This is a genomic window from Silanimonas sp., from assembly GCF_027530345.1.
Lineage (GTDB): Bacteria > Pseudomonadota > Gammaproteobacteria > Xanthomonadales > Xanthomonadaceae > Silanimonas.
This window is the reverse complement of the sequence record NZ_JAPZQK010000024.1, coordinates 45,557-60,739: the sequence shown is the minus strand read 5'-3', so window position 1 is coordinate 60,739 and position 15,183 is coordinate 45,557. Positions and strand designations below refer to the sequence as shown.

The following is a 15,183-nucleotide window of genomic DNA, read 5'->3' as shown; positions in this document are numbered from 1 at the left end:
TTGCTTTTTGGTCGATGGCAAGCGATAGCCGATCGCCGATCGGCCCTGCGCCGCGTGCCTCAGTCGAAATCGGCGTCAAGCACGATGCGGTAGCGCGCCTTGCCGCTGTGCAGTCGCTCGAAGGCGTCGTTGATCTTCGACATCGGGAATCGCTCCACCTGCGGTGCGATCTCGTGGCGCGCGCAGAACTCGAGCATCTGCGAGGTCGTGGCCGGGCTGCCCAGCGGCGAGCCACTGACTGACTTCTGGCCGCCGATCAGGGCGAAGGCCGGCACCGGCACCGGCTCGAGCACCGCGCCGACGAAGTGCAGACGGCCGTTCGGGGCGAGGGCGCCGAGGTAGGCGCCCCAAGGCAGGGTGACGTTGGCGGTCACGAGGATGAAGTCGAACTTGCCGGCTTCCTTCGCCAGCGCCTTCGCATCGGTGCTCACCACCGCGCGATGGGCACCGAGGCGGATGGCTTCCTCGTGCTTCGACTCGCTGGAGGTGAAGGCCGTGACCTCGCAGCCCCAGGCGTTGAGGAACTGCAGGGCGAGGTGGCCGAGGCCGCCGATGCCGACTACGCCGACGCGGTCGGTGGGCTTGATGCCGAAGTGGGCGATCGGGCCGAACACCGTGATGCCGCCGCAGAGCAGGGGGCCGGCGCTGGCGGTATCCACGCCGTCGGGGATCGGCGTGGCCCAGACCCAGTGCGCGCGCACGCGCTCACCGAAGCCGCCGTAACCGGAAACGATCAGGCCGCTCGATTTGCCGCAGACGTTGTGGTTGCCGGAGAGGCATTCCGCACAGGCCATGCAACTGCTCTGGTACCAGCCGATGCCCACGCGGTCGCCGACCTTGACGCGCTTGGCTTCGGGGCCGACGGCGACGACGCGGCCGATGGCCTCGTGGCCGGGGACGAGGGGATAGCGGGCATTGCCCCAGTCGTTGTTGACCATGCTGAGGTCGGAGTGGCAGAGGCCGCAGTGCTCGACCTGCACTTCGACGAATTCGGGGGGCAGGGGGCCAGCGTCGTATTCGAAGGATTCAAGTCGGCCTTTCGAGGCGGTGGCGGCGTAGGCGCGGATGCTCATGGGCGTCATTCGTTGTGGGGACAGCCGGGAGTCTGCGCCTCGCCGATGGCAATGCAAGCGACCTCGCGCCCAAGCTTCCGGCACTGGAACTGGCAGGGGCGTGCGCCACACGCTGTTGTCGGACCTCTATGTTCCTTTTCGGGAGCCATGCGATGGAAATTCTGTTGGCCGTGCTGGGCGTTGGCTTGGTGCTTCTGGTCTTGGTCGTCGTACTGGCGAAGCGGCGAAGGGCGCCGGCGTCCCAGGCCGGCAGGCAGGACGATGCCTTGCCCGCAATCGGCGCGACGAGTGCGTCCTGCGGACGCGGAAGCGATGGCGCCTGCAGCGGCGACGGTGATGGCGGCGGCGGAGGCGGCGGGGACTGAACGGCGGGCGCGGCCCGGGCACGATGCCCCGCAGCCGCGCGTACAATCACGCCCCCGCGCCGCGAGGCGCCCGCTGGAGGGCCGGCCTGTCAAGCCGATCCGATGAAGAAGTCCGATTTCCACTACGACCTGCCGCCGGAACTGATCGCGCAGGCCCCGCTGGCCGAGCGTTCGGCCTCCCGCCTGCTGCACGTGCCCGCGCCGCCCGCTGGCCTCGCCGACCGCCACGTGCGCGACCTGCCGTCGCTGCTGCAGCCCGGCGACCTGATGGTCTTCAACGACACGCGCGTGATCCCGGCGCGCCTGTACGGGCAGAAGGCGACCGGTGGTCGGGTCGAGATCCTGCTCGAACGCGTGACCGGTGCGCATGAAGTGCGTGCGCAGGTCGGCGCAAGCAAATCGCCGAAGCCCGACAGCACGATCACGCTCGACGACGGCACCGTGGTGACGGTGCTCGGCCGCGATGGCGAGTTCTACCGCCTGCGTTTCGAGACCAACGAACCGCTGGAGAAAGTGATGCTCCGCGCCGGCCGCATGCCGCTGCCGCCCTACATCCAGCGCGAGGCGGACATCAGCGACGACGAGCGCTACCAGACCGTGTTCTCGAAGCACGTGGGGGCGGTTGCTGCGCCAACCGCCGGCCTGCACTTCGACGACGCGCTGCTGGGGGGCTTGCAGGCGCGCGGCATCGAGTTCGGGCACATCACGCTGCACGTGGGCGCTGGCACCTTCCAGCCGATGCGCGCCGAGCACGTGAAGGACCACGTGATGCACAGCGAATGGCTGAACGTCGGGACCGAATTGTGCGAGCAGATCCGCGAGACGAAGGCCCGTGGCGGCCGCGTCATCGCGGTGGGCACCACGGTGATCCGCGCGCTCGAGACCGCCTGGCGGGACGGCGAGGTGCGGCCCTTCGCCGGCGACACGCAGATCTTCATCACGCCGGGGCATCGCATCCGCTCGGCGGATGCGCTGTTCACCAACTTCCACCTGCCGGAATCGACGCTGATGATGCTGGTGAGCGCCTTCGCCGGCTTCGACCGCATCATGGCGGCCTATCGCCACGCGGTGCAGCAGCGCTACCGTTTCTTCAGCTACGGCGATGCGATGCTGCTGTGGCCGGGCGCGGACGGGGAGGGCGCATGAGCCGCATGACGTTCCAGAAGCTGGGCGCCGACGGCATGGCACGCCGCGGCCGGATCACGTTTCCGCGCGGCACCATCGAAACCCCGGCCTTCATGCCGGTGGGCACCTACGGCACGGTGAAGGCCATGCGGCCGGCCGAAGTCGAGGCGCTGGGTGCGGAGATCATCCTCGGCAACACCTTCCACCTGTACCTGCGGCCCGGCCTCGAGGTGATGGAAGCCCATGGCGGCCTGCACGGCTTCACGAAGTGGCAGAAGCCGATCCTCACCGACTCCGGTGGCTTCCAGGTCTTCTCGCTGGCGCACAAGCGCAAGATCACCGAAGCCGGCGTGACCTTCGCCTCGCCCGTGGATGGCCGCAAGGTCTTCCTCGGGCCCGAGGAGAGCATGCACATCCAGCGCGTGCTGGGCTCGGACATCGTGATGATCTTCGACGAGTGCACGCCGTACCCGGCCACCGAGAAGGTGGCCCGCGCCTCGATGGAACTCAGCCTTCGCTGGGCCGAGCGTTCAAGGAGGGCCCACGAAGGCAACGACGCCGCGCTGTTCGGCATCGTGCAGGGCGGGGTGTATCCCGAGCTGCGCACGCGGTCCGCGGAAGGGCTCAAGGCCATCGGCTTCGACGGCTACGCCGTGGGCGGCCTCGCGGTGGGCGAGCCCGCGGCCGAGCGCGAGCACACGCTGGAGGCCATCTGCCCGCAGCTGCCCGAGGACAAGCCGCGCTACCTGATGGGCGTGGGCAAGCCGGAGGACATCGTCGAGGCGGTAGCCCGCGGCATCGACATGTTCGACTGCGTGATGCCGACCCGGAACGCCCGCAACGGCCACTACTTCACCGACTTCGGCCAGGTGCGCATCCGCAACCAGCGCTACGAGCACGACCTGCGCCCCATCGAGCCCGGCTGCGACTGCGCCACCTGCATGGGCGGCTTCACCCGCAGCTACCTGCGGCACCTCGACAAGTGCAACGAGATCCTGGGCTCGATGCTGGCCACCACCCACAACCTGCGCTACTACGTGCGGCTGATGGAGCGGATCCGCGCGGCCATCGAGCAGGGGCGGTTCGCCGAATTCCGTGAAGGCTTCTACCGCGCCCGGGAGGCCGGTGAACCGGCCTGAACGCCCGCCGTGGCATACTTCGCGGCTGTTTGGCCCTCTGGAAGTCCCAAGCCCATGTCCCTGCTCGACCTGCTGATCCCCGCCGCCCACGCCCAAGCCGCCGCCGGTGCTCCCGCCCAGCCGAGCCCCTGGCCCAGCGTCATCATGCTCGGCGCGGTGTTCGTGCTGATGTACTTCATGATGATCCGCCCGCAGATGAAGCGGCAGAAAGAACACCGCCAGATGGTCGAGAAGCTGGCGAAGGGCGACGAGATCGTCACCAGCGGCGGCATCGCCGGCCGCATCGACGACGTCGGCGAGAGCTTCATCACCGTCGAGATCGCCGAAGGCACCAAGGTGCGGTTGCAGAAGGGCGCGATCAACGCCGTCCTGCCCAAGGGCACCTTGAAGTCCCTCTGATCGCCCCCATCACGCCGGCTTCATGCCGGCTTTTTGGTCGGCGCCCCGCCGGCCTGAAGTGACGCCATGCTCGAATACGCCCGCTGGAAATACGTCGTCGCCCTGATCGTGCTGCTCGCCAGCGCGCTCTACGCACTCCCGAACCTCTACCCGCAGGACGCGGCGGTGCAGATCACCGCGAACCGCGGCTTCGCCGTTGACGACGCGCTCGACGCCCGCGTCGAGGGCATGCTCAGGGATGCCGGGATCGCGGCGAAATCGGTGCAGAAGGAAGGCGACAGCCTGCTGGTTCGCCTCGATGCCGCCGACCAGCTGCGTGCCGCCGAGCTGCTGCGCCCCGCGCTGGAGCAGGGTTACACCGTCGCACAGAACCTCGTGTCGACCGTGCCCGATTGGCTGGACGCCTTCGGCGCCAGCCCGATGCGCCTCGGCCTCGACCTGCAGGGTGGCGTGCACTTCCTGCTCCAGGTCGACCAGAAGGCCGCCCTCGAGAAGCGCGAGAACAGCTACGCCGAACAGATCCGCGTGGTGCTGCGCGAGCAGAAGATCCCCTCGCAGGAAGTGACGGTCCGCCCGACCGACATCCTCGTGCGCCTGTCCCGCGCCGAGGACCTGTCGAAGGCGCTCAGCGTCATCGCCGTGGACGCCCCCGAGCTCCAGCTGCAGCCGCTCCGCGGCAGCGCCGGCCCGGGCTTCACCGCCAGCATCGCGCCTGCGGCGCTGGACGCCCTGCTCACCGAGACCATCAACCAGAACGTCTCGATCCTGCGCAACCGCATCAACGCGCTGGGCGTGGCCGAACCGATCGTCACCCGCCAGGGTGATTCGCGCATCGTCGTGCAGCTCCCGGGCGTGCAGGACACGGCCCTGGCCAAGCGCGTGATCGGCGCGACTGCGACCCTCGAGTACCGTGCGGCGCTGCTCACGAACACCGATGCCGTCGAGGCCGAACGCAGCGGCCGCGTGCCGCCGGAAGGCCGCATCTACTACATGCGCGAGCGCAATCCGGACGGCAGCCGCATCCCGGTGGTGCTGGCCAAGCGCGTGATCGCCGCCGGCGACCAGCTCGTGGCCGCCACCTCGATCACCGACACGGAGACGGGCACCCCCGGCGTGTCGGTCACGCTGAACGCCTCGGCCGGCCAGCGCATGTTCGACTTCACCTCGCAGAACGTCGGCAAGCCGATGGCGGTGGTGTACATCGAGCGCGTGCCGGAAGTGCGTATCGTCGACGGCAAGGAAGTGCGCGGCACGAAGGTGACGGAAGAGGTCATCAGCCTCGCCTCGATCCGCGGCGTGTTCAGCCGCAACTTCCAGACCACCGGCCTCGAGAGCCCGCAGGAAGCGCAGCAGCTTGCCCTGCTGCTCCGTTCGGGTGCGCTGGCCGCGCCGATGGAGTTCGCCGAGGAGCGCATCATCGGCCCGTCGCTCGGCGCCGAGAACATCGCCCGCGGCCTCGAGTCGATCGCCGCCTCGTTCGTGCTGGTGCTGGTGTTCTTCGTCATCTACTACCGGATGTTCGGCGTCATCACCAACATCGCGCTGCTGCTCAACCTGCTGATGCTGGTGGCGGTGATGTCGATCATCGGTGCCACCCTGTCGCTGCCCGGCCTCGCCGGTATCGCGTTGACGGTGGGCCTGTCGGTGGACGCCAACGTGCTGATCAACGAGCGCATCCGCGAGGAGTTGCGCGCCGGCAACACGCCGCTGAACGCCATCGCCACCGGCTACGAGAAGGCCTCCGGCACGATCGCTGACGCCAACGTCACCGCGCTGCTCGCGGGCATCGCGCTGTTCGTGTTCGGCACCGGCCCGGTGAAGGGCTTCGCCCTCTCGCTGATCATCGGCATCCTGACCTCGATGTACACCGCGGTGTCGGTGTCGCGCGGCGTCGCCACCCTCATCTACGGCCGCCGCCGCAAGCTGGCCGGCCTGGCGATCTGACCGGAGTTTCCCCGTGTTCCGACTCATCCCGTTCGATACGAACTACGACATCCTGCGCTGGCGCCTGCCGTCGCTGGCCATCGCCCTCGCGCTGATGGTCGCGGCCCTGGTGCTGATCCCGATGAAGGGCTTCAACTTCGCGCTCGACTTCACTGGCGGCACCGTCGCCGAGCTGAAGTTCGAGAAGGAACCCGACCTGGAGCTCGTCCGCGCTGCTCTTGAAGGCGCCGGCTACAGCAACCCGGTGGTGCAGACCTTCGGTGCAGCCAACGACATCGTCGTGCGCCTGCAGCCGCGCGACGCCGAGGCGGGCGAAGCGGCGCTCCAGGAAAGCGCGGCGGCGACCGGTGGCGCGATCGCCGACCTGCTCGGCGAGCCCGGCAACAGCGTGACGGTCGTGCGCTCGGATTTCGTCGGCCCGCAGGTGGGCAAGGAGCTGGCCGAGAACGGCGTGCTGGCGATGTTCTTCGTGATCGTCGGCTTCCTCGTCTACATCACCTTCCGCTTCGAGTGGAAGTTCGCCGTGGCGGCCATCATCACGACCCTCCACGACGTGGTGCTGGTGGTGGGCTGGTTCGCGCTGACGCAGCACGAGTTCGACCTGATCGTGCTGGCCGGCGTGCTGTCGGTGATGGGCTACTCGATCAACGACACCATCGTCGTGTTCGACCGCGTGCGCGAGAACTTCCGCGGCCTGCACCATGTGAGCGCCAACGAGGTGCTCAATCGCTCGATCAACCAGACCCTTTCGCGCACGATCATCACCTCGGTGGTCGCGTTCCTGACCGTTCTGGCGCTCTACCTGTACGGCGGTGCGAGCCTCGAGGGCATGGCCGAAGCGCAGATGCTCGGCATCATCATCGGTACGCTGTCCTCGATCTTCGTGGCCTGCCCGCTGCTGATCTGGCTGAACGTCACCAAGCAGGACCTGCTGCCGAAGGCGAAGGACGACAGCGAGCTCGATCGCCGTCCCTGATTCGTTGCATGGTTTCGCATTCGAAGGTCGCGGAGTGATCCGCGGCCTTCGTCGTTCCGGGTACAGTGACGCCCTCGGCGCGGAGGGGGCGAGGATGGCGGAACGCTCGGCGTGGTCAGGTGGCTCGGAGCGATGGGGCGTGGCGCGGCGCCTGCCCGCGTGGTGGCTTGCGCTCCGTGGCCTGGTCCTCGCGTTCGGTCTCATCGGCGCGATGCCCTTGGCCTCGGTGCCCGTGGCCCCGGCGATGCCGCTGATGTTCGAGCGCTTCGGCGACGTCGAGCAGGTGCCGGAAGGGGTCGTGACCGGTCTCGCGCAGGACGGTGAGGGCCTGCTGTGGATCGCCACCACGGGTGGCCTCGTGCGTTACGACGGCTACCGCTTCCGCCTCTACCAGACACAACCCGACGACCCGTCCAGCCTTCCGGGCAACGTGGTGCGCGTGGTGCACCGCGCCCGCGACGGGCGCATCTGGGTCGGTACCGAGTCCGAGGGCGTAGCGCGTTACGACCCCGTCGCCGATCGCTTCGAGCGCTTCGGTGAGGCCGAGGGCGTGCAACGGCTGCCCATTCGCGCGCTGGCCGACGATGCCGAAGGGGGGCTGTGGATCGGTTCGACGGGCGGCGGTCTAACCCGTCTCGACCCCTCCACGCGCCGTTCCGAAGTCTGGCGCCACGACCCGACATCGCCGACGTCCTTGCCCGATGACCGCATCTCGGCGATGCATGTCGATCGCGACGGCCATCTGTGGGTGGGGACGTGGCGGGGCCTCGTGCGACGCCGAGCGGGGACGGAAGTCTTCGAGCGGGTGCTTTCCGACGAGGGCGATCCGCTGGGTTTCGCCAATGCGCGCATCCGCGCCATCGCCCAGGTCGCGTCCGGCGACCTCTGGGTAGGGGCGCAGCAAGGCCAGGTCGCGGTGCTGCCGTATGCGGTGGCCACCGCGGTCGGCGTGCCGTCACCTGGGGCGGTGCGGCGCTGGTTGGGCACCGGCATCAGCGCGGTGGCCGAGCCGCTGCCGGGCGAGGTGTGGGTGGGGCACCCCGGCGGCATCGATGTGCATGCCGCCGAGGACGCGCGCCTGCTGCGGCCCATCCGCGCCGTGCCGGGCCAGAACCTCGGGCTGGATCCGGCCGAGGTGCGCGCGCTGCTGGTCGACGACTCCGGCCTGCTCTGGGTGGGCAGCTTCGGTGGTGGCGTGCAGCGCACCGATGCGCGGCCACGGGGGCTGCTGAGCCGGCGCTACCAGCCCGGTGTCGATCCGGCGATGGCCCAGTTCAACGTGCTGACCATGGGCGAAGACGGCGAGGGCGGTCTGTGGCTGGGCTTGGCCGGCGTGGGCGTGGCTCAGATGGGCGCCGATCTCGCCTTGCGCGAACTCGTGTCGCCTGGCGGCTCCGAGGCTGGTGCCTTCGAGGGCGACCAACCGTCGGGCGTGGCGGCCGGGGTGGATGGCAGCCTGTGGGTCGGGACCGAGCGCGGGCTCTTCCTGCGTCGCAGCGGCAGGCCGGAATTCCAGCGCGTGGCGGGCCCCGAGTTCCTCGAGGGTTCGGCGGTGCGTCGCTTGTGGCCGGCGGCCGATGGTGGCCTGTGGGTGGGCACCGCCGATGGCCTGTTCGCCGTCGATGCCCAGGGCGGCACGCCGCAACGCATCGGCGACGCAGACGATCGGCGCGTCGAAGGCAGCGTCGAGGCACTGGCCTTCGATGCCGGCGGAGCGTGGGTCGGCGGGAGTTCCGGCCTGTTCTGGCTGGATACGGTGCAGCGGACGCTGCGCCGCGTCGAGACGCGCTTGGACGGCGAGGCGCACGCGTTCGACGTCAATGGCGTGCTCGTCGATCGGCAGGGCCGGCTTTGGGTGGATGCCGACGGACTGCACCGCGCCATCGGCCGGGCGGACGCTGCCGTCGATTTCGAGATCATCAGCGCCCGCCACGGCGAGGGCGGCGTGAGTTTCGGCGCCAACCTGCTCGACGATGCGGACGGCCGGATCTGGAGCCAACGCGCCCTCTACGATCCGGCCACGGACCGGTTCCGTCACCTGTTGCCGATCGATGGCGCGCAGGTGGGCACGGGGTGGTTCCGCTCCTACGCCCGCTTCGGCGACGGCCGCCTGGCGTACGGCGGCCGCGAGGGCGTGCTGGTGGTGAGGCCGGAGGCCTACGTGCCGTGGTCTTTCGCGCCACCGGTGGTGGTGACGGATGTCTTTGTGGATGGCCGCCGACAACCGGTCGGCCCGATGGCCCGCGAGTTCCTCGTTCCGGCCGGCGGGCGCGGATTCACCATCGAGTTCGCTTCGCTGGACTACAGCGCTGCCACCCGAAACCTGCATCGCTATCGCCTCGAGGGCGTGGACCGGGAGTGGGTCGAGGCCACCTACGAAAGCCGCGTGGCCGCGTACGGCAACCTCTGGCCGGGGCGCTACCGGTTCTTTGTTCAGGGCGGCAATCGCAGCGGCGAGTGGAGCGAGGCACGGGAAGCCTTGACGGTCGTCGTGGAGCCGCGCTGGTGGCAGACGCCGGCGTTCGCGCTGCTGGCCTTCGCCCTAACGGCCCTCGCGACGACCCTGTTGGTGCGCTGGCGCACGGGGGCCCTCGAGCGGGCGCGCATGACGCTCGAGCAGGAAGTGGAGCGGCGCACGGCGGAGCTGCGCGTGATGTCCGAAGCGCTGCGCGTTCGGACCCGCGAGTTCGAGGAGGCCAGCCTCACGGACCCGCTCACCGGCCTGCGCAACCGCCGCTTCATGTCGCTGCAGATGGCTTCGGAGATGGCGCTCTGGGTCCGGCGCAACGCGCAGCCGCCGGCCGGCGAAACCGCGAACGACATGGTGGTGTTCCTGATCGACGTCGACCATTTCAAGGCGGTCAACGACCGCCACGGCCACGCGGCCGGCGACGAACTGTTGCGCCAGTTCTCGGAGCGCCTGCGCGCGGTGTTCCGGGCGAGCGACCACCTGGTTCGCTGGGGCGGCGAAGAGTTCCTCGTGGTCGCTCGCGACACGCAGCGCGAGCGCGCGGCCGAGTTGGCGGAGCGGGTCCGCGATGCCATCGCGGGGGAGCCCTTCATCCACAACGGCACGCCACTGCCGCTCACCGCGAGCATCGGCTGGGCGCCGCTGCCGTGGGACGCGGCCTCGCCGCAGGCACTGGGCTGGGAAGCGGTGGTGGCCTTGGCCGACCTCGCGCTCTACACGGTGAAGCAGGGCGGGCGGAACGGCTGGTTGGGCCTGCTGCCGAACGTCGCGCTACCGCCGGACGCCGACCTTGCGTGGGTGATGAAGCGCATGCCGAGGATGCTCACCTCCGGCGAACTCCGTCTGGCGAGCAATCTCAACACTGACCGCCTCGCGCACCTGATCGCTTCGCAGGCGCGCTGAGGCGCGGCGCTCAGGCCGCGGCGTCGGGGTTCAGCGGCGGCGGCGCGAAGCTGGCGAGCCAGCCGGATTCCTGCACGGCCTTCTGCACCGCGTCGACGACCTTCATCGGGCCGGCGATGCACTGGCCTTCGAACAGGATCTTCTCGTTGCGGCCTTTGAAGTCGCAGGCGCGGCCACCAGCCTCGCGCACCAGCAGGATGCCGGCCGCGATGTCCCAGGCTTTCACGCCGGCTTCGAAATAGCCGTCGGAGCGACCCGCCGCGACCCACGCCAGGTCGAGCGCCGCGGAACCGGTGCGGCGCACGTCCTCGGCGTCCTTGAGGAGCATCTCGATGCACTTCAGCTGCGGGCCGATGCGCTTGCGCTCGCGCGGCGGGAAGCCGCTGATCAGCACGGCGCCACCGATTTCGCGCTGCGTGTTGATGCGGATGCGGCGGTCGTTGAGCACGGCACCGGCGCCGCGCGAGGCGCAGAACAGCTCGTTGCGGATCGGGTCGTAGATCACCGCGTCGGTCGGCTCGCCGTTGTCCACGAGGGCGATCGACACGCAGAAGTGCGGGATGCCGCGCAGGTAGTTCGAGGTGCCGTCGAGCGGATCGACGATGAAGGTGTAGCGGCCCTTGCCGGTCTGGCCGGTTTCCTCGCCGAGGATGGCGTAGTCGGGGTAGGCGCGCTTCAGCTCGCGTATGATTTCGCGCTCGGCGAGGCCGTCCACTTCGCTGGCGTAGTCCTGGCGGGCCTTCTCGACGACGTTGAGGCTCTCGAGGCGCGACATGTTGCGCAGCAGGACGTTACCCGCGGCACGCGCGGCCTTGACCATGACATTGACGACAGGGTTCTGCATGCGCTGCCCGCCTCTTTCCGCTGGATTGTGTGAAGAACGATGGACCGGTCGTTGCCGGGCCGGCGCGGAGTTTAACCGATTCCCCGGAGGCAACCTTGCGCGCGCTTGAACGGGTCCGCATGGTGCTGGTGGGCACCCAGCATCCACGCAACATCGGGTCTTCGGCCCGCGCGCTCAAGACCATGGGGTTCGGGGCGATGCACCTCGTGGCCCCGGAAAAATTTCCCCATCCCGACGCCTCGGCGCTGGCCGCCGGCGCAGACGACTTGCTCGACGGAGCCCGGATGACCGGCAGCCTGGCCGAGGCCGTGGCCGGCTGTACGCTGGTGCTGGGCAGCACCGCGACGCAGCGCGCCGTGCCGATGCCCGAGTTCACGCCGCGGGAGGCGGCCGCTCGACTGCTGGAGGCCTCCCGACACGGTGATGTGGCCCTCGTGTTCGGCCCGGAACGCACCGGCCTCGAGAACGCCGAACTGCAGCTCTGCCACGCCTCCGTGTGCATTCCCACCGATCCGGACTTCAGTTCGCTCAACTTGTCGCAGGCCGTGCAGGTGCTGGCCTACGAGCTTCGCCTGGCTGCGATGGCCGAAGCGGGCGTGGACGCCGCGCGCGATCCGCTCGACGAGCGCCCGCCGGCCACGCACGAGGAGATGGAGCGCTTTTTCGCGCACCTCGACGAGGCTCTCCACGACATCGACTTCCACAAGGGGCGGAGCGGCGTGACGGTGATGCGCCGGCTGCGCCGCCTCTTCCTGCGCGCCGCGCCGGACGAGCGCGAGGTGCGCGTGCTGCACGGCATTCTTGCGGATGCCCAGCGCATGGCCCGATTGGCCGGTGCCAAGAAGTCACAATAAACGTCAATCCGTGTCAGACTCGGCGGGTTACACGGTGTCAAGGCTGAGGATGGACGGGCGTAAACGGTTTCGTGCAGTGGCTGCGATGGTGTTGATGGCTTTGGCGCCCCTCGCCGCGGCCGATCCCGGCGTCCTCGTCCTCGGACGCATCAGCGACGATCCCCAGCGTCACTACGACCAGTTGAAGCCGCTGCTCGACTACGTCGTGCCGCGCATGGCCGACGTGGGCATCCGCGAAGGCCGCATCCTGATGGCGCGCGATACGTCGCGGATGACGAGCTACCTGCGCCACGGGCGCGTCGACTGGGTGACCGAGACCGCGGCCACCGGCCTCACGCTGATCAACCGTGCCAGTGCCCCGGTGCTGCTGCTGACCGAACGCAATGGCGTGAGCCATTACCGCTCGGTGATCTTCGTTCGCAACGATTCGCCCATCCGGACGATCGGTGACCTGCGCGGCCATCGCTTGGCCTTGCAGAACCCCGGATCGACCAGTGCTTACCTGCTGCCGGCGATCACCCTGCTCGATGCCGGCGTGCCGATGGAGATCCTGCCGTCGCCGACCGATCGGCCGCGGAGTGGCGGGGTCGGCTACGTGTTCGGGAATACCGAGGCCAACATCGCCACCTGGGTGATGAAGGGCGTCGTCGATGCGGGCGCCTTCAGCGATGTCGACTTCGCGGAGCTGCAGGAGCGCGATCCGCGCGCGGCCTCGCTGCGGGTCGTGGGCCGCAGCATGAGTGCGCCGAGGGCCATGGAGATCGTGCGCGCCGACCTCGATCCGCGCGTGCGTGAGCGCCTGCGCGCCGTCCTGCTGCAGGCCTCGGTCGACCCGGATGCCGCGCCCGCGCTGCGGCGCTTCTTCGGCATCACCCGCTTCGTCGAACTGACGCCCGAGAATGCCGCCGCGCTCGACGTGCTGTCCGAAGCCGCCCGCCGCACGCGGGAGGCCATCGAGTGACGTTCCGCTGGACCTTGCGTGCCCAGATGCTCGGCTGGGTCACCCTTTGCGTGGGCACGATGGCCCTGATCTTCGCCGGTCTCATCTGGCGGGAGCAGCGCAGCTTTCTGGCGATGCGGGAGGGTGGCGACGCCCTCGTCCTCGATGTGGTGCGCGATGGCCTGCAACAGCGCGGTTCCGCGCTGGCCAACCAGCTCGCCAACGCGGTGGCCAACCCGCTGTACTTCCTCGACCTCGAGCGGATCGGCGAGTACGCACGCAACACCAACCAGCAGGCTGACGTCGAATACGTGCTAGTCGCCGACGCGCAAGGGCGGATCGTCCATGACGGCAGCCGCGACATCGCGCGCTTCGGCGAGTCGCTGCCCGAACTGGTGCCCGTGGACGGCGCGCCGGCGGAAGCGCTGCGCGGCGGCATCGAGGCCCGCTGGGCCGACGGCCTGCTGCACCTGAGCGCTCCGGTGCGCCTCGGCGAACAGCGGGTGGGCTGGGTGCGGCTGGGGCTCTCGATGGACGAGGGCGCGCGCGCCGCACAGGTCTGGAGCCGCACCGTGGAAACCCGGCTGGCGGAAACGCGTGCCGCCCACGTGCGCTGGCTGCTCGGCGGTCTGGCGCTGATCGCTGGCTTCGGCCTGGTCGGGGTGTATTCGCTGCGCCGCAACGTGCTCAAGCCGATCCGGTCGCTGGCCGAAGCGGCGCTCGCCGTCGAAGGGGGACGCTACGCCGAGGCGCGGAACCTGACGGCCCGCGACGACGAGATCGGCGACCTGACCAAGGTCTTCTCGCGCATGGCGGAGTCGGTTGTGCGCCACGAACGCGACATCCGCCGCATTGCCTACACCGATCCGCTCACCGGCTTGGGCAACCGACTGGCCTTGAGCGAATCGCTGGAATCGCGGCTGCTGACCCTGCAGGCCAGCAGTGGCGAGCTGGCGCTGATGTTCATCGACCTCGACGACATCAAGCGCGTGAACGACACCCTTGGCCACCATGTTGGCGACGAGCTGCTGGTCGATGTCGCGGCGCGCATCCGCGGCGCCTGCGCCGAGGAAGGCATCGACGGCGCGGAACTCGCACGCTTCGGCGGCGACGAGTTCGTGGTGCTGTTCCCCGAGGCGGACGTCCGGCAGCGCGCCGAGTCGCTCGCTGGTCGCATCCTCGCGGCGATCAGCGCGCCGCTCACCCTGCAGGATCGCGATCTCGTCGTCTCCGGCTCGATCGGCATCACGGTGTTTCCCGACGATGCCGCCTCGGCGGCGCAAATGGTGAAGAACGCCGACATGGCCATGTACCAGGCCAAGGCGGCGGGCAAGGGTTGCTTCCGCTTCTACTCGCTCGCGCTCGACGAGGAAGTGGAACGGCGCGTGCGCCTGGAGCACGACCTGCGCGGTGCCTGGGAACGCGGAGAGATGAGCCTCGCGTTCCAGCCGATCTTCGACCTCACGGATGGGCGCGCGGTCGGCGCGGAGGCCTTGCTGCGCTGGACGCATCCGGAGCTCGGCCTGGTGCCGCCCTCGATCTTCATCGGCATCGCCGAGGACAGCGGCCAGGTGGAAGTGATCGGACATCGCGTGCTGGAGGAGGCGATGCGCGCGGCCGTGCGTTGGCCGGTGCCCAACGGCACGCGCGCGCCCTTCGTCGCGATCAACGTTTCGCCCCGCCAGCTTTCCCTCGGCAACCTGCCGGAAGCCGTGGAAGGCGCGCTGCAACGTACCGGCCTCGATCCGAATCGCCTGCACCTCGAGCTGACCGAAACCGCCATCCTGCGCGATGAGGCCCAAGCCACCGCGGCGTTCACCCGCCTGCGCGCGCTCGGCGTCGGCGTCTGGCTCGACGACTTCGGCACCGGCTTCTCCGGGCTCTCGCACCTCCGCCGCGTGCCCGTCGACGGAGTGAAGATCGACCGGAGCTTCATCACCGACCTGCTGCGCGACCCGAACGACCTGGCCCTCACCACCGGCGTGATCGCGATGGCGCATTCGCTCGGCGTGACGGTCGTCGCCGAGGGCATCGAGAACGAGGGGCAGCACGATCTGCTGCGCGAGCGCGGTTGCCCGCTGGGGCAGGGCTTCTACCTCGGGCGTCCCTTGCCCGCCGAGGACGTGGGCCGGCTGTTCGGCTGAGCGCGGG

Annotated in this window: 11 protein-coding genes; 9 read left to right on the top strand and 2 right to left on the bottom strand. The window is 69.4% G+C overall.

Annotation, left to right across the window (positions count from 1 at the left end; all coding sequences use genetic code 11):
- Positions 1 to 59: 59 nt before the first annotated feature.
- Positions 60 to 1,073: an NAD(P)-dependent alcohol dehydrogenase gene (locus O9255_RS12875; RefSeq protein WP_297867272.1), complete on the bottom strand. Its 1,014-nt coding sequence runs from the start codon at positions 1,071 to 1,073 to the stop codon at positions 60 to 62.
- Between the two features lie 467 nt (positions 1,074 to 1,540).
- Between O9255_RS12875 and queA the strand changes: the two genes are divergently transcribed.
- The 6 genes from queA (at position 1,541) to O9255_RS12845 (ending at position 10,394) form a co-directional block, all read left to right on the top strand.
- Positions 1,541 to 2,584, top strand: coding sequence for a tRNA preQ1(34) S-adenosylmethionine ribosyltransferase-isomerase QueA (gene queA / locus O9255_RS12870; protein ID WP_297867271.1), 1,044 nt, complete (start codon positions 1,541 to 1,543; stop codon positions 2,582 to 2,584).
- Entirely contained in the window at positions 2,581 to 3,702 is a 1,122-nt protein-coding gene (gene tgt / locus O9255_RS12865; protein WP_297867270.1) for a tRNA guanosine(34) transglycosylase Tgt, read from the top strand. Before queA ends, tgt begins: the two co-directional genes overlap by 4 nt.
- Before the next feature lie 54 nt (positions 3,703 to 3,756).
- A complete protein-coding gene (gene yajC, locus O9255_RS12860) occupies positions 3,757 to 4,101 on the top strand; it encodes a preprotein translocase subunit YajC (RefSeq protein WP_297867269.1) in 345 nt (114 codons plus the stop codon).
- Positions 4,102 to 4,167: 66 nt separating this feature from the next.
- Positions 4,168 to 6,045, top strand: coding sequence for a protein translocase subunit SecD (gene secD / locus O9255_RS12855; RefSeq protein WP_297867268.1), 1,878 nt, complete (start codon positions 4,168 to 4,170; stop codon positions 6,043 to 6,045).
- Positions 6,046 to 6,058: 13 nt separating this feature from the next.
- Positions 6,059 to 7,021 (top strand): protein translocase subunit SecF, encoded by a 963-nt coding sequence (gene secF / locus O9255_RS12850; protein WP_297867267.1) that lies wholly within the window; start codon positions 6,059 to 6,061, stop codon positions 7,019 to 7,021.
- A gap of 94 nt (positions 7,022 to 7,115) precedes the next feature.
- On the top strand, positions 7,116 to 10,394 hold the full coding sequence (locus tag O9255_RS12845; protein ID WP_297867266.1) for a ligand-binding sensor domain-containing diguanylate cyclase: 3,279 nt from the start codon (positions 7,116 to 7,118) through the stop codon (positions 10,392 to 10,394).
- A gap of 10 nt (positions 10,395 to 10,404) precedes the next feature.
- Here O9255_RS12845 and O9255_RS12840 read toward each other — a convergent pair whose 3' ends face one another.
- The gene (locus O9255_RS12840) at positions 10,405 to 11,238 is read right to left on the bottom strand and encodes an inositol monophosphatase family protein (protein ID WP_297867265.1); all 834 of its coding nucleotides are present in this window, start codon (positions 11,236 to 11,238) and stop codon (positions 10,405 to 10,407) included.
- Positions 11,239 to 11,333: 95 nt separating this feature from the next.
- Between O9255_RS12840 and O9255_RS12835 the strand changes: the two genes are divergently transcribed.
- The 3 genes from O9255_RS12835 (at position 11,334) to O9255_RS12825 (ending at position 15,176) form a co-directional block, all read left to right on the top strand.
- Entirely contained in the window at positions 11,334 to 12,092 is a 759-nt protein-coding gene (locus tag O9255_RS12835) for an RNA methyltransferase (RefSeq protein ID WP_297867264.1), read from the top strand.
- A 94-nt stretch (positions 12,093 to 12,186) separates the two neighbouring features.
- Positions 12,187 to 13,053, top strand: a complete 867-nt coding sequence (locus O9255_RS12830; protein WP_297867263.1) for a phosphate/phosphite/phosphonate ABC transporter substrate-binding protein — start codon at positions 12,187 to 12,189, stop codon at positions 13,051 to 13,053.
- Complete coding sequence (locus tag O9255_RS12825; protein ID WP_297867262.1) at positions 13,050 to 15,176, top strand: EAL domain-containing protein; 2,127 nt, start codon at positions 13,050 to 13,052, stop codon at positions 15,174 to 15,176. Before O9255_RS12830 ends, O9255_RS12825 begins: the two co-directional genes overlap by 4 nt.
- Positions 15,177 to 15,183 lie beyond the last annotated feature (7 nt).

Excerpts from the sequence above, each read along its gene's own strand:
- O9255_RS12875 (WP_297867272.1), bottom strand. The coding sequence starts at position 1,073 with ATGAGCATCCGCGCCTACGCCGCCACCGCCTCGAAAGGCCGACTTGAA.
- queA (WP_297867271.1), top strand. The coding sequence starts at position 1,541 with ATGAAGAAGTCCGATTTCCACTACGACCTGCCGCCGGAACTGATCGCG.
- tgt (WP_297867270.1), top strand. The coding sequence starts at position 2,581 with ATGAGCCGCATGACGTTCCAGAAGCTGGGCGCCGACGGCATGGCACGC.
- yajC (WP_297867269.1), top strand. The coding sequence starts at position 3,757 with ATGTCCCTGCTCGACCTGCTGATCCCCGCCGCCCACGCCCAAGCCGCC.
- secD (WP_297867268.1), top strand. The coding sequence starts at position 4,168 with ATGCTCGAATACGCCCGCTGGAAATACGTCGTCGCCCTGATCGTGCTG.
- O9255_RS12845 (WP_297867266.1), top strand. The coding sequence starts at position 7,116 with ATGGCGGAACGCTCGGCGTGGTCAGGTGGCTCGGAGCGATGGGGCGTG.
- O9255_RS12840 (WP_297867265.1), bottom strand. The coding sequence starts at position 11,238 with ATGCAGAACCCTGTCGTCAATGTCATGGTCAAGGCCGCGCGTGCCGCG.
- O9255_RS12830 (WP_297867263.1), top strand. The coding sequence starts at position 12,187 with ATGGCTTTGGCGCCCCTCGCCGCGGCCGATCCCGGCGTCCTCGTCCTC.